Source organism: Sphingomonas oligoaromativorans, assembly GCF_011762195.1.
Taxonomy (GTDB): domain Bacteria; phylum Pseudomonadota; class Alphaproteobacteria; order Sphingomonadales; family Sphingomonadaceae; genus Solisphingomonas; species Solisphingomonas oligoaromativorans.
This window is the reverse complement of sequence record NZ_JAASQK010000009.1, coordinates 12,488-31,521: the sequence shown is the minus strand read 5'-3', so window position 1 is coordinate 31,521 and position 19,034 is coordinate 12,488. Positions and strand designations below refer to the sequence as shown.

General features: G+C 69.2%; 15 protein-coding genes, 1 pseudogene and 1 riboswitch. Of the genes and pseudogenes, 3 read left to right on the top strand and 13 right to left on the bottom strand.

Annotated elements, in window-relative coordinates:
• Nucleotides 1-3: 3 nt before the first annotated feature.
• Nucleotides 4-2,124 (bottom strand): malate synthase G, encoded by a 2,121-nt coding sequence (locus FHS98_RS15930; protein ID WP_208402322.1) that lies wholly within the window; start codon nt 2,122-2,124, stop codon nt 4-6.
• A 99-nt stretch (nt 2,125-2,223) separates the two neighbouring features.
• Between FHS98_RS15930 and FHS98_RS15925 the strand changes: the two genes are divergently transcribed.
• Nucleotides 2,224-3,117, top strand: coding sequence for a LysR family transcriptional regulator (locus FHS98_RS15925; protein ID WP_167107374.1), 894 nt, complete (start codon nt 2,224-2,226; stop codon nt 3,115-3,117).
• Here FHS98_RS15925 and FHS98_RS15920 read toward each other — a convergent pair.
• The 4 genes from FHS98_RS15920 to FHS98_RS15905 all read right to left on the bottom strand — a co-directional run bounded on the left by FHS98_RS15920 (nt 3,114) and on the right by FHS98_RS15905 (nt 8,782).
• Nucleotides 3,114-4,781 (bottom strand): fatty acid--CoA ligase, encoded by a 1,668-nt coding sequence (locus tag FHS98_RS15920; RefSeq protein ID WP_167107371.1) that lies wholly within the window; start codon nt 4,779-4,781, stop codon nt 3,114-3,116. The two genes, FHS98_RS15925 and FHS98_RS15920, sit on opposite strands and share 4 nt — an antisense overlap.
• Nucleotides 4,782-4,861: 80 nt before the next feature.
• Nucleotides 4,862-7,633 (bottom strand): TonB-dependent receptor, encoded by a 2,772-nt coding sequence (locus FHS98_RS15915; RefSeq protein ID WP_243848066.1) that lies wholly within the window; start codon nt 7,631-7,633, stop codon nt 4,862-4,864.
• A 283-nt stretch (nt 7,634-7,916) separates the two neighbouring features.
• Nucleotides 7,917-8,300 (bottom strand): hypothetical protein, encoded by a 384-nt coding sequence (locus FHS98_RS15910; RefSeq protein ID WP_167107365.1) that lies wholly within the window; start codon nt 8,298-8,300, stop codon nt 7,917-7,919.
• A complete protein-coding gene (locus FHS98_RS15905) occupies nt 8,297-8,782 on the bottom strand; it encodes an RNA polymerase sigma factor (RefSeq protein ID WP_167107362.1) in 486 nt (161 codons plus the stop codon). Before FHS98_RS15905 ends, FHS98_RS15910 begins: the two co-directional genes overlap by 4 nt.
• A gap of 149 nt (nt 8,783-8,931) precedes the next feature.
• Between FHS98_RS15905 and FHS98_RS15900 the strand changes: the two genes are divergently transcribed.
• The gene (locus FHS98_RS15900; RefSeq protein WP_425057354.1) at nt 8,932-10,926 is read left to right on the top strand and encodes a transglycosylase domain-containing protein; all 1,995 of its coding nucleotides are present in this window, start codon (nt 8,932-8,934) and stop codon (nt 10,924-10,926) included.
• Between the two features lie 15 nt (nt 10,927-10,941).
• On the opposite strand, the gene FHS98_RS15895 is transcribed toward FHS98_RS15900, so the two are convergent.
• From FHS98_RS15895 to FHS98_RS18895, 6 genes and pseudogenes are all read right to left on the bottom strand, one after another.
• A complete protein-coding gene (locus FHS98_RS15895; protein WP_167107359.1) occupies nt 10,942-12,003 on the bottom strand; it encodes an aromatic ring-hydroxylating oxygenase subunit alpha in 1,062 nt (353 codons plus the stop codon).
• A gap of 54 nt (nt 12,004-12,057) precedes the next feature.
• Nucleotides 12,058-12,609: a gamma carbonic anhydrase family protein gene (locus FHS98_RS15890; protein ID WP_167107356.1), complete on the bottom strand. Its 552-nt coding sequence runs from the start codon at nt 12,607-12,609 to the stop codon at nt 12,058-12,060.
• Between the two features lie 61 nt (nt 12,610-12,670).
• Nucleotides 12,671-13,072 (bottom strand): c-type cytochrome, encoded by a 402-nt coding sequence (locus tag FHS98_RS15885; protein ID WP_167107353.1) that lies wholly within the window; start codon nt 13,070-13,072, stop codon nt 12,671-12,673.
• A 294-nt stretch (nt 13,073-13,366) separates the two neighbouring features.
• Nucleotides 13,367-14,377: a sodium:calcium antiporter gene (locus FHS98_RS15880; RefSeq protein ID WP_208402321.1), complete on the bottom strand. Its 1,011-nt coding sequence runs from the start codon at nt 14,375-14,377 to the stop codon at nt 13,367-13,369.
• A 25-nt stretch (nt 14,378-14,402) separates the two neighbouring features.
• Nucleotides 14,403-14,557, bottom strand: a riboswitch (yybP-ykoY riboswitch).
• 42 nt (nt 14,558-14,599) lie between these two features.
• Entirely contained in the window at nt 14,600-15,352 is a 753-nt protein-coding gene (locus FHS98_RS15875; RefSeq protein ID WP_341786086.1) for an SDR family oxidoreductase, read from the bottom strand.
• A gap of 12 nt (nt 15,353-15,364) precedes the next feature.
• Nucleotides 15,365-15,682, bottom strand: a pseudogene (locus FHS98_RS18895) (antibiotic biosynthesis monooxygenase family protein); the annotation flags it as partial.
• 81 nt (nt 15,683-15,763) lie between these two features.
• Here FHS98_RS18895 and FHS98_RS15870 point away from each other — a divergent pair.
• Entirely contained in the window at nt 15,764-16,441 is a 678-nt protein-coding gene (locus FHS98_RS15870; RefSeq protein ID WP_167107350.1) for a murein L,D-transpeptidase catalytic domain family protein, read from the top strand.
• 9 nt (nt 16,442-16,450) lie between these two features.
• Here FHS98_RS15870 and FHS98_RS15865 read toward each other — a convergent pair whose 3' ends face one another.
• Both FHS98_RS15865 and FHS98_RS15860 read right to left on the bottom strand, forming a co-directional pair.
• Nucleotides 16,451-17,467 (bottom strand): cupin-like domain-containing protein, encoded by a 1,017-nt coding sequence (locus FHS98_RS15865; RefSeq protein WP_167107347.1) that lies wholly within the window; start codon nt 17,465-17,467, stop codon nt 16,451-16,453.
• Between the two features lie 39 nt (nt 17,468-17,506).
• The gene (locus FHS98_RS15860) at nt 17,507-19,021 is read right to left on the bottom strand and encodes a tryptophan halogenase family protein (protein ID WP_167107344.1); all 1,515 of its coding nucleotides are present in this window, start codon (nt 19,019-19,021) and stop codon (nt 17,507-17,509) included.
• Between the last annotated feature and the right edge of the window lie 13 nt (nt 19,022-19,034).

Genomic DNA, 19,034 nt, shown 5'->3' with positions numbered 1-19,034 from the left:
TCGTCACCCCTTCGCCTTCACCCTCTGGCGGAAGCGGTGGAGGAGCGGTTCGGTATAGCCGTTGGGCTGGGTGAGCCCCTCGAACACCAGTGCGCGCGCCGCCTGATAGGCGAGGCTCTCCGTCTCCCGCCCCGCCATCGGCCGGTACGCCGGGTCGCCCGCGTTCTGCGCGTCGACCTTGGCGGCCATGCGGCGGAAGGCGGCATCCACCTGCGCCTCGCTCGCCACGCCGTGGAGCAGCCAGTTCGCCATATGCTGCGAGGAGATGCGCAGCGTCGCGCGATCCTCCATCAGGCCGATGTCGTGGATGTCGGGCACCTTGGAGCAGCCGACGCCCTGATCCACCCAGCGCACGACATAGCCGAGGATGCCCTGCGCGTTGTTGTCCAGTTCCTCGGCGATCTCCTGTGGCGTCCAGTTGTGCCCCTTGGCCAGGGGGATCGTCAGCAGCGCGTCGAGCGACGGCACGGGCTCGGCCGCGACCGCCTTCTGCCGCTCGCGCACGTCGACGGCATGATAGTGCATCGCGTGCAGCGTCGCGGCCGTCGGCGAGGGCACCCAGGCCGTCGTCGCGCCGGACATCGGGTGGCCGCCCTTCTGCGCCAGCATGTCGGCCATCCGATCGGGCGCGGCCCACATGCCCTTGCCGATCTGCGCCCGCCCCGCCAGCCCGCAGGCGAGGCCGATGGCGACATTGCGCTTCTCATAGGCCTCGATCCACGCGGACGTCTTCATCGCTCCCTTGCGGATCATCGCGCCGGCCCGCATCGACGTGTGCATCTCGTCGCCGGTGCGGTCGAGGAAGCCGGTGTTGATGAAGACGATGCGCCCCTTCACCGCCTCGATGCAGGCGGCGAGATTGGCGGAGGTGCGGCGCTCCTCGTCCATCACGCCGACCTTGATCGTGTGGCGGGCAAGCCCCAGCAGATCCTCGATCGCGTCGAACAGGCGGTCGGTGAAGTCCGCCTCCTCCGGCCCGTGCATCTTGGGCTTCACGATATAGACCGAGCCCGCCCGGCTGTTGCGGAAACGCCCCTGCCCCCGGAGGTCGTGCAGCGCGATCAGCGAGGTGACGATGCCGTCGAGGATGCCCTCCGGCGCCTCCGAACCGTCGGGGAGCAGCAGAGCGGGCGTCGTCATCAGATGGCCGACATTGCGCACGAACAGCAGCGCGCGGCCGGGCAGTTCCAGCGTCGAGCCATCGGGCGCGGCATAGCGGCGGTCCGGCTCCAGCGCGCGGGTCATCGGCTGGTCGCCCTTGTCGAAGCGCGCTTCCAGATCGCCCTTCATCAGCCCCAGCCAGTTGGCATAGGCCGCGACCTTGTCCTCGGCATCGACCGCCGCGACCGAGTCCTCCAGATCGACGATCGTGCTGAGCGCGGATTCGAGCAGCACGTCGGCGATGCCGGCCGGATCGCTGCGCCCGATCGGGTGGGCGCGGTCGATCACCAATTCGATGTGCAGGCCATGGTGCCGGAAGAGCAAGGTCTCCCCCGCGCGGCCGGCGAGTTGCGACGGGTCGGCCAGCACCGGGTCGCCACCGGCGAAATCGGCCCATGAACCTTGGGCGAGCGGCACCGCCTCGTCGAGGAACGCCTTGGCCCGCGCCACCACCTCGGCCCCGCGCGCGGTATCATAGCCGCCGGCGGGCGGCAGCGAGCCCAGCGCATCGGTGCCGTAGAGCGCATCGTAGAGGCTGCCCCAGCGCGCATTGGCGGCGTTGAGCAGGAAGCGCGCGTTGAGCACGGGCACGACGAGCTGCGGCCCGGCCAGCGCCGCCACCTCGGGATCGACCGGGCCGGTCCCGATGGTGAAGGGGGCGGGCTCCGGGACGAGATAGCCGATATCGCGCAGGAAGGCCTGATAGGCCGCCGGATCGATCGGCTGACGGCCATGCGCCTCATGCCACGCGTCGATCCGCGCCTGAAGATCGTCGCGCCGGGCGAGCAGCATCGCGTTCTCGGGCGCGAAGCGGGCGAAGAGGCCGGCCACGCCCGCCCAGAAGGCGGCCGGCTCGATGCCGGTGCCGGGCAGCGCCCGCTCCTCGATGAAGCGCGCCAGCGGCTCGGCGACGGCGAGGCCGGCCCGGTCGATCCTCCGGGTGTCGATGATCGTGTCCGTCATGATCCCTCCTCTTACGCGAGGCGGAGCATAGCGCAGGCGCGATTGCATCATTAGACGGAAATTGTTCAATGCATTTGATCGCATAGGGAAACAATCGCCATGGATCGGGACTATCGGCTGTTTGCCCGCATCGTCGATCTCGGCAGCCTGTCGGCGGCGGGGCGCGAGTTGGGGCTGTCGCCCGCGGCGGCGTCGAAGCGGCTGGCGGCGCTGGAGGCGAGCCTCGGCGCGCGGCTGATCCACCGCACCACGCGGCGGCTCACCACCACCGAGGCGGGGCGCATCTTCCACGAGGATGTCCGCGCCATCCTCGCCGCGATGGAGGCGGCCGAGGCGCGCGTCGCCGGCCGCGCCGAAGCCCCGAGCGGGCTGCTCCGCATCGCGGCGCCCACCTCGTTCGGCCGGCTGCATGTCGCGCCGCATCTGCCCGCCTTCCTCGAACGCCATCCGGCGGTGAAGGTGGCGCTGCTGCTCGACGACGGCTTCACCGATCTGCTCGCCGAACGGGTGGACGTGGCGCTCCGCATCACCGCCACCGCTCCGGGATCGGGTCTCACCGCCCGGCTGCTCGCGCCCAACCGCCGCGTGCTGTGCGCCGCGCCCGCCTATCTGGAGCGGCATGGCCTCCCCTCCTCGCTGCGCGATCTGGCCGGGCACCGCCTGCTCGCCGCCTCGAACCAGACGCCGTGGCGGCTGGAGAGCGCCAAGGCCCGCCGCACGCTCGACGTGGACAGCCATCTCCTCACCAATTCGAGCGAGGTGGTGCGCGAGCTGGCGCTGGCGGGCGTCGGCATCGCGCTGCGCTCGACATGGGATGTCGGCCATGAGCTGGCCTCGGGCGCGCTGCGGCGCATCCTGCCCGACTGGCAGGGCGCGCGCGATGTCGGCATCTATGCCGTCCATGCCCGCGCCGAGCCGCTGCCGGCGGCGCTGCGCTCGTGGCTCGCCCATCTGGAGGCGCTCTACGCCCCCGCCCCACCCTGGGAGCGCTAGGCCTTCACCGCCATCGCCATCTCGGCCGCCGGAATGGCGAAGCGGGCGCGCAAGGCCTTCTTGTCGACCTTGCCCACGCTGGTCCTGGGCATCGCCTCGACCAGCTCCAGCCGATCGAGCAGCGCGTAGCGGCTGATCCGGCCCGTCTCGACCGCGCGTTCGAGCGGCGCGTTGACCGCCTCCAGCGTCGGCGCGGAATCCGGGCGCGCCACCGCGACGGCGATCGGCCGCTCGCCCCAGCGCGCATCGGGCACACCGATCACCGCGACCTCGGCCACGCCCTCGACGCCCGCGATCAGTTCCTCGATGCTGAGCGAGCAGATCCACTCGCCACCGGTCTTGATGACATCCTTCAGCCGATCACGGATCTGGATATGGCCTTGCGCGTCGATGCTCGCGACATCCTGCGTGTGAAGCCAGCCGCCCCGCCACAGCGCCTGCGAGGCCTCGGGGTCGCCGGTGTAGCTCTGGGTCAGCCAGGGCGCGCGGATCACCAGCTCGCCCCGCGCCTCGCCGTCGGCGGGGCGGTCCGCCATCCCTTCGCCGACGATCCGCGCCGAGACCAGAGGCACCGGCACGCCCGCCATGGTGAGCGTCGTCGCGTCTGCCTCCAGACCGGCCTCCTCCCCGCGCCGGCGGCGGGCGATCGACAGCGTCGGCGCCGTCTCCGACATGCCATACCCCGCCACCAGCTCCATGCCTTTCCGCCGCGCCTCGCGATAGAGCGCCGGGGTCAGCGCCGCGCCGCCGATAATCATGAACCAGTCGGAGAGATCCGCGCCCGTCTGGTCCGCGCCGGCGAGCAGCATCTGGAGGATGGTCGGCACGCAATGCGAGAAGCTCACCCCTTCCTGCGCGCGGAGCTTCAGGATCATGCCGGGCTCGTAGCGCCCCGGATAGACCTGCTTCAGCCCCAGCATGGTGGCGATATAGGGCACGCCCCAGGCATGGACGTGGAACATCGGGGTGAGCGGCATATAGACGTCCTCGACGCCCAGGCCGCGCTGGCGGGTGACGCCGAAGGGCGCGTTGCAGGCAAGCGTATGCAGCACGAGCTGGCGATGGCTGAACGCCACGCCCTTGGGATTGCCGGTCGTCCCCGTGGTGTAGAAGGTCGTGGCGATCGCGTTCTCGTCGAAATCGCGGAAGGGGAAATCGGGCGACGCGGCGGCCGACAGCGCCTCATATTCGCCCTTGGCATAGGCGGGGAGCGGCCCGTCGGTGCCGTCCATGATCGCGACAATCGCCTTCACGCCGGGCAGTGCCGGCAGGATCGCATCGATCAGCGGGAAGAAGTCGCGATGGACGAGCAGGATCTCGGCCGAGGCATGGTTCAGCGTATAGGCGATCTGCTGCGGCGAGAGGCGGACATTCACCGTCTGGAGCACCGCCCCCATCATCGGGATGGCGAAATAGGCCTCCAGATAGCGATGGCTGTCCCAGTCCATCACGCCGATGGTCATGCCTTCGTCCGCGCCGAGATCGCTCAGCAGCGAGGCGAGGCGGCCGATCCGCTGGCGCAGCTCGCGATAGGTGAAGCGGAGCTGGTCGCGATAGACGATCTCCTGATCCCCCGACGTCGTCAGCGCGGCATCGAGCAGATGGCCGATGGTCAAAGGGAAGGAATAGGCCTCGTCGGCCCGCTCCGCGAAACGCAGCGGCATCGCTCTCTCCTCGTCTTTTCCGGCCATGATACGCCCGCCCCATGCCAAGGCAATCGGCCCCGAAGGGCGGGCGCTCGCGGTCAGAATGTCTTGCGGAGCGTCAGCCCGAAGGTTCGCGGCTCGGCGAGGAAGCTGCTGTAGAGCTGCGTCGCGGTCTGCCCGGCCGAGAGCTGCGCCGCCGAGACGTTCCCGCCCTGCGTCGGCGAGTTGAACGCCACCTGTTCGTAGTTCACGTTGAACAGATTCTGCACCCAGCCCTCGATGCTCCAGCTCCGGTCCGCCGCGCCGAGGCCGATGCGCGCGTTGATGACCATCGTGCCGGGCTGCTCCTTCTCGCTGAACAGGTCCGAGCCGGTGTTCATCTCGGAGGTGTAGCGGAAGTCCGCGTAAAGCAGCCCGCGCAGATGGCCGACCGGCGGCGTCCACTGCGCCGAGCCCGTCACCGTGTAGAGCGAGGAGAGCGACAGCCGTCCGCCCGGCAACAGCGACAGCGCCGGCTGGAGCGCATTGCTGCCGCTGCTGTCCGGCGTGCCGGCGAGGTCGTGGCGATAGCGCGTGTCGGCCAGCGTGAAGCCCGCCGAAAGGGTGAAATCCGGCGCGGGATAGAGGAAGGCCTCGATCTCGACGCCCTTCGAGGTGACGCCCGATTCCTCGCTGGCGCATTGCGAATTGCCGGCGATCTGGTCCTGATCGGTGGTGCCGAGATCGTCCTTGCAGCCACGGATGTCGGTGACGAAGAAGGCGGTGCCGTTGAAGGTGTTGAGCTGGAAGCTCTTGAACATCTGGTAGAAGCCCGCGACGTTGATGTCGAAGCCGCGCCCGCGATATTTGGTGCCGACCTCGAACGCATCCACCTTCTCCGGCTGGAATTGCAGGATGGAGAGGTTGTTGGTCGGCAGCGGCGTCAGCGTGCCGGGATTGAAGAAGGGCGCACGATCGAGATTGAAGCCACCCGCCTTGTAGCCGCGCGCATAGCTCGCATAGCCCATCAGCCGGTCGATCGGCTTGTAGCTCAGCACGGCGGTGCCGGACCATTCGCCCTCGTGCCGGTGGCCGGAGAAATCCCCGCTCACCGAGTTGATGACGCAGGGCAGCGCGCCGAGCGGGGTCAGGATCTGATCGGCCAGCGCCTGCGCCAGCGCCGACGCGCTGCCGAGCGCGCCCGACGCCGCCAGCGCGCGCAGCCGGGTGACGTTCGCGGAATAGGCGCCGCACGGGCTCGTGCTCTGGAGCGAGGCGTCGAGATGCTTGCGATCCCAGGTGTAGCGCGCGCCGAGCGTCAGCGAGAGCCGGTCGGTCAGGTGCAGGATGTCGTGGGTGAAGATCGCGTAGTTACGGTCGCGCTGGTTGAAGATGTCGCGGTCGCCGGTGCCGGCCATGGTGACGTTCTGCACCTGCGCGGCGATCGCTCCGGCGATCTGGCCGGCCACCGCCGGCGGCAGGCCGCCGAGCTGGGACGCCGCGAAGCCCTGCGCGAAGCCCTTGAGGTTGGCGAAGCCGGTCGCGCCGAAGAGCTGGCCGAGCGCCGGCACCTGCTGCCCGAGCAGCGCCGCGCCGAGCCTGGTCGCATACTGGTCGTAATCCGCGCCGAAGGAGAGATTGTCGTGGGTGGTGAGGCGCTCGTCGCCATAATAGCCGCCCACCAGCCAGTCGAGCCTGTCGCGGAAGGCCGAGCCCTGGAGCCTCAGCTCCTGCGTGAAGGTCTTGAAGCGGGTGAAGCGCCCGCCGTCGCCCGCGCGATACAGCAGGTCGAGATTGTTGAAATCCGAATCCTGCCCGCTGGTATATTTGTTGATGCGATAGGCGGTGATCGAGGTCAGCTTGGCGCCGCCGAAATCATAATCGATCTGCGCCGATCCGCCGCCGTCGTTGACGCGAGAGAGATAGTTGCGCCCCGGCGTGATCGCGACGCGGCGCGCATAGGGATCGTCCAGGATCTGGCCGTTGCCCGCGCCCGGCACGTTGGAATGGATGCTCTCCTCCAGCGCCGCGATGGTGGAGGGCGAGGAGACGAACTGGCCGTCGGCCGTCCGCGTGACGTTGCGCGCGGGACGATAGACCGCCGCGCAGCATTCCTCGTTCTGGTGGCTATAATCGCCGATCAGCAGGATCGAGAGCGCGTCGCTCGGCTGGTAGCGCAGCTTGCCGCGGATCAGGTAGCGGTCGCGGTTGTTCACGCGCCGGCCGGAGATCACGTCCTTCAGGAAGCCGTCGCGATGGTTGTAGACGCCGTCGAGCCGATACTCGACGCCGCTGTCCCCGATCGGCCCGGTGATGCCGCCGGCAAAGCGGTAATAATCGTAATTGCCGTAGCTGCCCTCGGCATAGCCGCCGAAACGGTCGCTGGGCATCGCGGTGGTGATGCTGATGAGGCCCGCTGAGGCGTTGCGCCCGAACAACGTCCCCTGCGGCCCGCGCAGCACCTCGATATGGTCGATCGGCCCGAGCTCGGTCAGCGCCACGCCCGCGCGGTTGCGATAGACGCCGTCGATGAAGGTCGCGACCGAGCTTTCGAGGCCGGGATTGTCGCCCACCGTGCCGACGCCGCGGATGCGCGCGCCGCCCGCGCCCGCTTCCGACATGGTCGAGGAGACCAGCAGCGACGGCGCCACCTGCGTGAGCTGGCGGATGTCGGTCACGCCGCTGTTGCGCAGCGTCTCGGCCGTGATCGCGGAGACGGCGATCGGCACGTCCGACAGGCGGCTGGCGCGCCGCGTCGCCGTCACGATGATGTCGGAGGCGTTGACCGTCTCCTCTCCCGCCGGGGCCGCCTGCTGTGCCGCCCCCGGCGGCGCCTCTTCAGCCCAGGCCGGCGCCGCGACGAGCGCGAGCGCGCTCCCCGTCAAACCCATCCATGTCCGCATCTTCACTCCCCCCTTTGTCGGGCACCGCGCGCATTGTTGGACCCACTGCGCGCGGAGCCCCTCCATTCCGGCTGGCATGGAGTTTCCACTGAAAAGGTGAAAAAGATGCGGACGGGCGACGCCCGGCGACACGCCGCGCCACGGCAGGACGCAAAGCCCCTGCGCGCATATCGTCTTTCCCCCTCCCCGACGGCGCAGCCCCCCGCGCCCGTCGTTCCCGAGAGATGGCTATGCGGTGGATGGCGTCATGGCAAGCGCCCGCCCGCGAGCGTCAGCGAAGCTCGGCGGACCGGGCAGCGGGCACCGGGTGCATCGACGGCAGGATCACCAGCACGAACAGGATGGTGACGAGAAACACCAGCGCGGCGGATGCGATCCACATCCGCTCGCCCGAACGCCGGGCGCGGGCGGCGGGCGTGTCGTCCCGCTCGGGCCAGAGGCGCCGCCTGGGGGCGGGCGCGTCCTGCAACTCCGCGGCCACGGCCCGATCGGCGATGCACAGCCGGTCGAACAGATCGGAGTTCTCCTCGTCCTCCGCCAGCCATTCGCTCAGCTCCGGCCAGCGATCGAAGGCCGGATCGTGCAGCCGCATGATCCAGCCGAGCGCGATCTCCTCGCGCGGGCTTTCCGGGATCGGGCGCATGTTCGCCATCATGCCCGCATCCGCGACAGCAGCAGCGCGGCATAGGCACGGCCCAGCTCCATCTCGACGAGGCCGGTGCCGATGCCCAGTTCCTCCGCGATCGCGGGCCGGGACGCGCCGTCCTGCCGATAGCGGCGGAAGACATGCTCGGCCCGGATGCCCAGCGTGCGCAGCGTCTCCGGCGCCGGCGGCACGGGACGCGGCACGATCAGCATATGCTCCATCTCGGGGAGGGGCCGGCTCGTCCGCCGGTCGCGACGGGAGGCGCCGCGCCCGCGCTCCAGCACCAGCCGATGGGCGGCGCGATAGAGATGGGATAGCGGGTCGGGTGCGACCGGGCCGGAGGTCCGCTGCGTCTCCACCCACAGATCCTGGAGCAGATCGTCCACGTCATGCTGGGCGCATCGCCCGCGCAGAAAAGCCCTCAGCGCCGGCCGATGCCTGAGGAAGACATCCGAAAGCGACTCGTCCACCCATTGCCCATCGTCGACCACGCGATACACGCCCCCTTGCGCCCGCGAACCTAGGCCGCCACCGGGGAGGCGACAAGCGGCCCGCCATCCTGTACCGGAGCCATGTCCGCCGTTTCCCGTGCCAACACGATACTGGCGCCCCTCACCGTATTGCTGATATAATACAGTCCGTGCATAACCCCTTCTCCACCCCGGACGCGACCCCTGCCGGCTCCGCTCCCCCCGTGGCGGCGCCCGGCCCGGCCGCGCCCGGCCCCGTGCGGCGTCATCGCTGGCGCTTCCTGCGCTGGGCGATCTGCGGCGTGCTGCTGCTGTTCATGGCGGCGGTGGCGTGGCTTGCGGTGACCGCGCCGCTGTCGAAATCACTCCAGCCGATCGCGCCGCCGAGCGTGACGCTGCTCGCCTCCGACGGCCGGATCATCGCGCGCAAGGGCGCGGTGACGGACAGGCCGGTCGACGTGCGCAAGCTGCCGCCCCATGTCGGCGAAGCCTTCATCGCGATCGAGGACCGGCGCTTCTACCATCACTGGGGCATCGATCCGCACGGCATCGCGCGCGCCATGTGGCACAATCTGCGTGCCGGCCATATGCGCGAGGGCGGCTCGACGATCACGCAGCAGCTCGCCAAGCTGGTGTTCCTCACCTCGGACCGCACCGCCGGACGCAAGCTGCGCGAGGCGATGGTCGCGCTCTGGCTGGAGGCGTGGCTGTCCAAGGACGAGATTCTCTCGCGCTACCTCTCCAACGTCTATTTCGGCGACAATGTGTATGGCCTGCGCGCCGCCGCCCGCCATTATTTCGATACGACGCCCGAGCATCTGAGCGTCGGCCAGTCGGCGATGCTGGCGGGGCTGATGAAGGCGCCCTCGCGGCTCGCGCCCAGTTCCAACCTCGACGGCGCGCAGGCGCGGCAGGCGCTGGTGGTGCAGGCGATGGCCGAGGCCGGCTATATCGACGAGACCACCGCGCGCGCGACGCCGCCGGCGCGACTGCACCTGCGCCCCGTGCCGGCCGAGATCGGCGGATCATGGTTCGGCGACTGGGTGCTGCCCGCCGCGCGCGACAGCGTCGGCACCGGCTATGCCGCGCAGCGCGTCACCACCACGCTCGACAGCCGCCTCCAGCGCGCCGCCGAAGCCGCGACCCGCGCCGGCCCCGCCGGCACGCAGATCGCGCTGGTGGCGATGAAGCCGGACGGGCGCGTCGTCGCCATGGTCGGCGGCCGCGACTATAGCGCGAGCAGCTTCAACCGCGCCACACAGGCCCGCCGCCAGCCGGGTTCGACCTTCAAGCTGTTCGTCTACCTGGCGGCGCTGCGCGACGGGATGACGCCCGATTCCCGCGTCGACGACAAGCCGCTCACCATCGACGGCTGGTCGCCCGCCAATGCCGACCGTCATTATCGCGGCTCGATCACGCTGCGCGAGGCGTTCGCGCGGTCGAGCAACGTCGCCGCCGTCCGCTTGGCCCAGAAGGTCGGGCCGGACGCGGTGGTGAAGGCGGCGCAGGATCTCGGCGTGGCCAGTCCGCTCAAGGCCGATCCCTCGATCGCGCTCGGCACGTCCGGCATCTCTCTGCTGGAGCTGACCGGCGCCTATGCCGCGGTGGCAGGCAATAGCTGGCCGGTGGCGCCGCATGGCCTGCCCGATCCGCCGCAGGGCTGGCTCGACTGGCTGTGGGACCACAAGCATCATTTCGACGACAGCCAGCATCAGATGCTGCTCGACCTGCTCTCCGCCACCGTGAAGCAGGGCACCGCGCGGGGCGCGGCGCTCAGCACGCAGGTCTATGGCAAGACGGGCACCAGCCAGGGCAGCCGCGACGCCATCTTCGTCGGCTTCGCGGGAGGCCTCGTGACGGCGGTGTGGATCGGCCGCGACGACAACCAGCCGCTGCCCGGCATGGCGGGCGGCGGGCTGCCGGCGAAGGTCTGGCGGACGTTCATGGCGCAGGCGATCGGCGCGACCCCGCTCGGCCAGAAGGTGCCGGCGCTGGTCGACCCGGACGCCATCCCCGATGCGAGCGCCGAGGCGACGATCGGCAACACCACCTTCAACCTCCAGTTCGGCGAAGACGGCATCCACCTGACGACTCGCCCGAACGCGCCCGCCGGAGAAGAGGACAGCGAGGACGGGGAGGCGCCCGATCAGCCGGGCAACGACTGACCGGGCGCAACGGCCTCAGCCCGGCGCGCCGCAGCGCTCCAGTACGGCACGCAGCTCGCGGATCGGCGGGAACACCTCGTTGTTCCAGTCGCTCCCCTGGGCATCGTGGGCGGCCTGCTCCATCTCGACGATCTCCTTGTCCTCCTTGAAGATGGACTCGGTGAACATCGTGATGAACGGCCAGGCGATGTCGAGCAGCAGCGGCAGGCCCGGCTTCTTGACCGAGAGATAGCCGAAGGTGCGGTTGGTCTTCTGCTCGGCGTCGAGCGGGGTGTAGCCCAGCCACACCGACAGCACGGGATCGCCCTCGTCGATCCAGAAGCGCAGATTCTGGTGCGGATAGTCGGTGCGGATGACCATCCTGTCCTTGCGGTCGGCCTCGTCCTTGCCGCGCATCAGGCCGAGGATCGCGCCCTCGCCGATCGTCGCCGCGCCCTCGGTGCGCGAGAAGGTGTAGCGCACCTCCGCCCAGTTCGGCCCGCTGTCGCGGCCCAGACAGGTGGCCTTCATCAGCCCCATCTGCCGGCGGTGGAGGAACTGGTGGTTCATGTCGAACAGGTTCTCGTGCATGAACGTGTAGTGCGCGCCCACCTCGCGATTGAGCTCGCGGGTCTTGTAGGTGCGGTCGCCCCGCGCGCCCAGCGCGGACGGGCGGCGGGCATCGGCCAGCTCGGGATTGCCGGGGAAGATGAAGATCAGCCCGTCGACCTCGTGGACCGGATAGGACTTCACGCCGTTGGGCAGCCGCTCGCGCCCGAGATAGGGCACGTCGACGCACGCGCCGCTCTCGTCATAGGCCCAGCCATGATAGCCGCAGCGGACGGTGCATCCCTTCACGACGCCATGGCTGAGCGGCACCTGCCGATGCGCGCAGCGATCCTCCAGCGCGAAGAGCACGCCCTCCTTGCTGCGCACCACGACGACCGGATCGCCCGCGAAGCGCCGCGCCTGCATCTGGCCGGGCTTCAGTTCCCGGCTCCAGCAGATCGGATACCAATGATCGGGATGCGCGCCGACCGTCCTCAAATCCCGCGGCGCCACGATCAGCCCGGCGTCGGCTTCCTTGGTCAACAACATGTGAATCGCTCCCCACCCCCAGGCGGCGGAGCGTCGGCGTTCATCGCCCGTTCGTCAATCGCGCCCTTCGGAAGGCGCATCGATATGACGCAGCCCGCTCGCATAATGCCTCTGGCGCGCGGCATAGCCGGCAGCGGACGCCTTGAGCGCGGCCACCGCCTCGTCCGGGAGCGTCTTCACCGCGCGGGCGGGCACGCCGACGATCAGGCTGCCGGGCGGAAAGCTCCTGCCCTCGGTCACCAGCGCGCCCGCGCCGACGAGGCAATCGTCACCGATCACGGCATTGTTGAGCACGGTCGCCCCCATGCCGATCAGCACCCGGTTGCCGATCGTGCAGCCGTGCAGGATGGCGTGATGGCCGACCGTGCAATCCTCGCCCACGCGAAGCGGGCTGCCCGGATCGGAATGGAGCATCGCCCCTTCCTGGATATTGGTGCGGTCGCCGACGAGGATCGGCGTGTTGTCCGCCCGGATCACCGCGCCGAACCAGATGCCGACCTCCCGCCCCAGCCGCGCGTCGCCGATCACGTCGGCGGACGGCGCCACCCAGCTCGATCCGTCCTCGGGCAGCGTCGGCCTCGATCCGTCGATCTCGTAGAGCGGCATGGGGACTCTCCCGGCTTTTGGGGCGGGCCGCGCCCGATGATTCCGGCGCGGTCTCAGGGCATCACTTCTTGGTGCCGTCCGCGGCGAACTGCTTGAGGTAGGCGATCACGTCCGCCTGGTCCTGCGGCTTCATCAGGCCGCCGAAGGCCATCTGCGTGCCCGGCACCGTCTTGGCCGGGGCATGGAGGAAGCGCGCCAGCGTCGGCACATCCCACGTCAGGCCCGACTTTTTGAGCGCGGGCGAATAGTCATAGCCCGGCGCCGAGCCGGCCTTGCGACCCACCACGCCGTTCAGCACCGGCGCGGCCTCGGCCTGGGCGCCCTTGCCGATCGTGTGGCAGCTCGCACACTGGTTGAACACGCGCTGGCCCGCGACGGGGTTGCCCGCCGGCAGCGCCTGGGCCGACGCGACGCCCGCTCCGGTCATGGCGACGAGGGCGGTTACGAGAATCCGGCTTTTCACATCCAACTCCTTCTACACGCTGCGCCGCGAGGCAGGGTTCCGCCACGACGCGCCGCCCTCCGTTAGAGCGATTGTGCGTCAGACGGAATGTCATGCAGCCTCCCGATCAGAGAAAGCGGGGAAGTTCGTTGGATCGCCCCCGCCCATCCGCGCATTCCGACACGCGAAGGAGAGACCATGCGCAAACCCCGCCCCCATACCGGCCCGATCGGGAAGACCGGCCTGCTGATCGGCAATCTCGCGCTGTGGTCGACGCTGGGCTTCGGTGTCTGCCTCGGCCTTCTCCACGGCTAGTCAGCCGGCCATGTGGAAGAAGAGCAGCACGGCCGCGAAGCCGATATAGAGCAGCCCCATCGCCGCCAGCAGCCAGCGCGAGATCATGCCGCGCGCGAAGGCCACGAACATAACCGCCACCGCCACCACCGTCGCGATCGCCGCGATCCGCAGCGGCATGTCGAGCATCCAGGGCGTGAAGAACAGGCCGAGCGCGGTCGGCACCGTCGCCTGGATCATCATCGCGCCGGAAATGTTGGCCAGCGCCAGCCGATGCTTGCCCTGCCGCACCCAGATGATCGCGTTCATCGTCTCGGGAAGCTCGGTGGCGATCGGGCTCAGCAGCAGCGCGAGGAGCTGCGGCTTGAGGCCGAGCGCCGGGCCGAGATGCTCCAACTGCGTCACGAACAGGCGCGAGGCCGCGAAGATCATACAGAGCGCCAGGCCGGTCTGGAACGCGGCCGCCGCGAGAGTCGGCATCTCGCGGCCCGGCTGGAACTTGAGCGGCTCCAGCGCGCCCTCTTCCATATCGTCGCCGCCCTTCATCTCCTGGCGGAGATAGAGGCCGTAAGCGCCGAGGAAGAGCAGCCCCAGCCACGGCTTCCATGCGAAGGCGATCAGGCCGAACGCCACCTTCGCCACGAAGATCAGCAGGAACCAGCCCTGATCGCGGCTGAGATGGCGGAAGTCCCGGCGGATCTCGGCGGTGCGCGGCAGGTGCTGGCGCGTCGCGATCAGGACGAGGCCGACGGTGGCATAGGCAATGGTCGAGAGCGCCAGCGGCCCGCCCAGCGCCGCGCCGACGCCCAGCGCCTTCGACGCCGCGCCCGCTCCGAAAGCGACGGCGACGAACGTCACCACGCTCTCGGGCAATGCCGTTCCGAAGGCGGCGAGCACCGTGCCGGTCGCCTTCTCGCCGACCGACATGCGGCGGCCGAGCCACTCGACGCCGTTCACGAAAAACTCGCAGGACAGATAGATGACGACGGCGGAGCCGAGCAGCAGCGCGATCGTCAAGGGCAGGGCTGGCATACTGAAATCGTCCCGGGGCCGGGCCAAGCGACGCATGAATCGATGCGCGCGCCCGGCCCCCCGGAACGCCCGCCGATCCATGGTCTCGCCAAACCGACTGGTCGCGCACGCCATGGCCGAAGCCAAGTTTGTTGACGTGCGCCCCGCATGACACGCGCGGGCGGCTACTCCCCAAGAAGTGAGGCGCCTTTGCCTTTTGCGGCGGCCGCCGTCAAGCGGCGCTCAGAAATGGGCGAGATAGCCGCCGTCGACCGCGATCACCTGCCCGGTGACATAGGGGGCCTGCGCCGAGGCGAGGAACAGCACCGCGCCGGCGATCTCCGAAGGCTCGCCCCAGCGGCCGAGCGAGGTGCGTCTTGCGAGATGCCCGGCGACACCCTCGTCCGCCACCATCGCGCGATTGGCCTCGGTCGCGAAATAGCCGGGCGCGACGGCATTGACCGTGATGCCTTGAGGCCCGAGTTCGGCCGCCAGTGCGCGGGTCAGCGCCTCCAGTCCCCCCTTGGCGGCGGTGTAGGCGGCGTCGCCGGCACGCGCGATCGGGCCGGCGATCGAGGTGATGTTGATGATCCGCCCGCCCGCCGGCATGTGCGGCGTCACCAATCGGACCAGATCGAAAGGTGCCACGAGATTCGTCTCCAGCAACGCGCGGACGCTCGCCCGGTCCAGCTCGCCAAGCGGCCGACGATCCCGCGCGCCGGCATTGTTGACGAGGATGTCGATCCGTCCACACGCCTCCGCCAGCCGGGCGATCGCATCCGCCAGCCCCTCCTCGTCGTCGAGATCGGCGACGAAGGCGGAAGCGGCGAGCCCCTCCCCGGCCAGCCCCGCCACCGCCGGTTCGAGCTTCGCCACGTCGCGCCCATGGAGCAGCACCCGCGCCCCCGCCCGCGCCAGAGCCCCCGCCATCTCCAGCCCGAGCCCGCCGCCCGCGCCCGTGACCAGCGCGACCTTGCCCGTCAGGTCCGGCGTCACCGCCTGAGCGAGGCTGCGTGTCAGCAGATCGTCCGAGACGGTCATGGTGAAGATCGGCTCGGCGTTGGCCGGAGTCTCGGCGATCGCGTCGACGAAGGCCGCGCGGGTGGCGGGCTCGTCATAGACCATCTTCTGGTCGAAGGCGGCGCGCCATGTCGCCTCGTCGGGCCACTCGGCATAGCCGACGAAGCGCCCGTCCGCGTCACGATGCAGGCGCGAACCGTAGCTGCCGTAGCGCTCGCGGATCAGGTGCGTGCCGCGCCGCCACGCGGCCCGGAACTGCGCCTCCTTGCCGGGATGGACCCGCCACCAATAGACCGCGACGAACATCGCACCGGACTAGCGCAGCGATCGCCCGACCGCCAGCGAAGCGGCCTTATCGCCGCCTGCGAACATGCTAGGATCGCCCCGATGGCAACGCCCTTCCTTCCCTCGCGCAGAACGGCGCTCCAGTCGGCCGCATGGCTGGCGGCGTGCGGCGCGGGGGTGGCCGACGCCGCCGTCCAGCGGGGCCTCGCCGCGGTGGCGCCGATGGTGGACCCGGTGCTCGTCGCCCATGCGCTCGATGCGCTGTGGCGGCACGACGGCGCCATCTGGTCGCGCGACGTGGTCGCCATCGCCGATTTCGGCCTGCCTTCGTCCGTGCCGCGCTTTCATCTCATCGACATGCTGGCGGGCAGGACGACGAGCCTGCTGGTCGCCCATGGCAAAGGCTCGGACCCCGGACATAGCGGCTGGCTCCAGAGCTTCTCGAACGAGATCGGCTCGGAGGCGACGTCGGAAGGCGCCTATCTCACCGGCGAAACCTATAGCGGCGTCCACGGCCTGTCTCGCCGGCTGGCCGGGCTCGACCCGAGCGACGCCAATGCCGAGGCGCGCGCGATCGTCATCCACTCGGCCCGCTATGTCGATCCGGCGCTGCTCGTGACGCAGGGGCGGCTCGGCCGCAGCGATGGCTGCTTCGCCCTTTCCGAGCGGGATATCGGCTTCGTGCTGGCGCGGCTCGGGCAAGGCCGCCTTCTCTATGCCGGGCGCTCGCATGGCCCCGGCGCGCCCATTCCCTTCCCTCCGGGCGTGACTCTCCCGTGAGACGGGCCGTTATGGCGCTGAAAGTGTCCCGGCCAGATAATCCGAAAACGCCTTGATCTTCTCATCGGACGGCGGCCCGACAACGCCCCGCGCGGCTTCGGGCAGGTGATCGCCGGCATGGGGGGCCGCCTCGTCGAACACATAATGCTCGAACCATTTGCGCCAGGCGGCGCGCTGGGCGGGCGGAAGATCCCTGACCGCCAGGATCGCATGGGTCAGCGCGGCGAGCGGCGACACCGCATGGCGCTCCCCCCACCAATAATTGACCAATATGTTGAACCGGCCGAGGGCTTTGACGCTGTGCCACCAGATCGGCGGGATGAAGAGCGCGTCGCCGGGCTCGAGGTCCGCGATCAGGCCGTGCGGCAGCGCGTCCGCGAATTTCGGATAGCGCTCGAAATCGGGATTCTCGAGATCGACCATGCTGACGGGCGGCCCGGCGATGGTGAAATGGAGCGGCCCCACATAGAGATTGTCCAGTTGCTCGGGCGGGAAAAGCGTGAAGCGGCGCTGGCCCGAGACGACGACGGCGACGTTGCTGGTCTCGTCGAAATGGGTTGCCACCCGGGTCCGGTTGCCGATCCAGATGCGCGGCGTCGCGTCGGGCAGCTCGAAGGGAAGGCGGTTCTGCCCGGCCCAGCCCGCGAGATGCTCGTCCACCCCCGCCGCGCCCGCATAGAGCGCGATCGGCCTTTCCTCGCTCCGCAGCGAAAGGATCTTGTCGAGGAGGCCGCTCAGCGATCCGTATCGCTTCTGGAAATTGCACCCGCTCATGGCCGCGTCGTAGAAGAAATGGCCATCGATCTCCGGCGGGCCGACCAGCACCTCCGCCCGCTTTCCCTGATCCATCCGCTTCAGATAGTCGACAAGCGCCTCATCGGATTCCCGCCCGGCGGCGACCGCGGGCCAATCCCGCACGGCGCCACGGATGACGACCGGCTCGGCACGAGTTCGGATTTCGGCATCGAACTGCCGCGCGTCGACAGGCCCCATTTCCTCAACGCGGCGATGGATCGGAAGGCTCATATCCCATTTCGCAATTCTACCCGGCCGGGCAAAAATGCCCTATCCCTGCCGGTTTGCGCAATGGCGATCGATGAACTCGGCATGGGGCGTCGACAGAGCGACCGTTTTGGCGATGGCCTCCCGCATCCGCAGCATCGCGCCTTCCAGTTGCTCACCGGAGAAATGGTCCGCCAGGGGATCATAGGCGTCCGGCAACATGCCCAGCCCGACGAACATCGACAGCCAGCTCGGATCCTGGAAGGACTCCCATTCATAACGGACCATCGTCCCGCGGCTGCGGAACATGCGGATCTTGTGCGCCAGCGCCTCGGGAAGGTCCAAGGCCCGGCAAGCATCCCACATGGGCTCGCCGATGCGGCCGTTGCCGTAATAATGAAGAATGAGGAAATCCCGGATACGCGCATATTCCAGCATGGTGATCCGGTTGAACTCTTCCGCGAGCGCCGGGTCGAAATGCTGGTTGGGGAAGAGCGCGAGCAAGCGCTCGACGCCACTTTGGATGAGCGTGATGCTGGTCGATTCCAGCGGCTCGAGGAAACCCGCCGCAAGGCCCAGCGCGACGCAGTTGCGGTGCCAGAACCTGTCCCGGTGTCCGGTGCGAAAGCGCAGGAGATGGGGTTCGGCGAGCGCCGCCCCCTCCAGATTCGCCCGCAATGCGGCAACCGCCTCGTCGTCCGATATGTGCCGGCTGGAATAGACATAGCCATTGCCCACCCGGTGCTGGAGCGGGATGCGCCATTGCCAGCCCGCCGGCAGCGCCGTGCTTCGGGTGAAGGGGGCGAGCGAACCGTCCGGTTCGCTCGGGATCGCCACGGCCCGGTCGCAGGGCAGCCAGTCGATCCAGTCCTGATACCCCACCCCCAGCGCGCCGCCGAGCAGCAGGCTCCGAAAGCCCGAGCAATCGACGAACAGGTCCGCCTCCAATACCCGCCCGTCGCCGAGCGTGACGCTCGCGATATTCCCGCTTTCCGGGGCGAGGCTGGTGTCGACGATCAGGCCTTCGATATGCTTCACGCCCAGTTCGCGCGTCGCCTTGTCGCGCAGGAAGCGGGCATAGAGCCCCGCGTCGAATTGCACGGCCCAATCGAAGACGCCCAGTTCGTTGGGCGGATTGTCCGGCGGCGTCATCACATGATGACGCATCGCAAGCTCGGTGCAGAGGCTGTAGTCGGCAAGCGGCGACGCATCGCCTTCAGCCCGCCGCTTCAGCCAATATTGATGGAAGGCCACCCCGCGCGACGAGGTTCCGTAAAGGCCGAACGGGTGGAAGAAGCTGCTCCCCGGCCCGGCCCAGTCGCGAAACTCGACACCGAGCTTGAGGGTGCCCTGCGTCGCCTTCATCACCTCATAATCGGTGACGCCGATGGCCCGGAAATAATCCCGGATCGCGGGAACGGTCGCCTCGCCGACGCCCACCGTTCCGATATCGGGCGATTCGACGACGGTGATCGAGATCGGCTGCCTCTCGAGGCGACGCGCGAGCAGCGCGGCGGCCATCCAGCCCGCGGTTCCCCCGCCGACGATCAGGATGGAGCGGACGGGATCAGCGTTCATGCAAGGCTTTCCG

What these genes read in the sequence shown, in the direction of transcription:
- FHS98_RS15930 (WP_208402322.1), bottom strand. Translation starts at nt 2,124, where the DNA reads ATGACGGACACGATCATCGACACCCGGAGGATCGACCGGGCCGGCCTC.
- FHS98_RS15870 (WP_167107350.1), top strand. Translation starts at nt 15,764, where the DNA reads ATGGCAACGCCCTTCCTTCCCTCGCGCAGAACGGCGCTCCAGTCGGCC.
- FHS98_RS15910 (WP_167107365.1), bottom strand. Translation starts at nt 8,300, where the DNA reads ATGATGGCGAACATGCGCCCGATCCCGGAAAGCCCGCGCGAGGAGATC.
- FHS98_RS15915 (WP_243848066.1), bottom strand. Translation starts at nt 7,633, where the DNA reads ATGGGTTTGACGGGGAGCGCGCTCGCGCTCGTCGCGGCGCCGGCCTGG.
- FHS98_RS15860 (WP_167107344.1), bottom strand. Translation starts at nt 19,021, where the DNA reads ATGAACGCTGATCCCGTCCGCTCCATCCTGATCGTCGGCGGGGGAACC.
- FHS98_RS15865 (WP_167107347.1), bottom strand. Translation starts at nt 17,467, where the DNA reads ATGAGCCTTCCGATCCATCGCCGCGTTGAGGAAATGGGGCCTGTCGAC.
- FHS98_RS15920 (WP_167107371.1), bottom strand. Translation starts at nt 4,781, where the DNA reads ATGCCGCTGCGTTTCGCGGAGCGGGCCGACGAGGCCTATTCCTTCCCT.
- FHS98_RS15895 (WP_167107359.1), bottom strand. Translation starts at nt 12,003, where the DNA reads ATGTTGTTGACCAAGGAAGCCGACGCCGGGCTGATCGTGGCGCCGCGG.
- FHS98_RS15925 (WP_167107374.1), top strand. Translation starts at nt 2,224, where the DNA reads ATGGATCGGGACTATCGGCTGTTTGCCCGCATCGTCGATCTCGGCAGC.
- FHS98_RS15890 (WP_167107356.1), bottom strand. Translation starts at nt 12,609, where the DNA reads ATGCCGCTCTACGAGATCGACGGATCGAGGCCGACGCTGCCCGAGGAC.
- FHS98_RS15880 (WP_208402321.1), bottom strand. Translation starts at nt 14,377, where the DNA reads ATGCCAGCCCTGCCCTTGACGATCGCGCTGCTGCTCGGCTCCGCCGTC.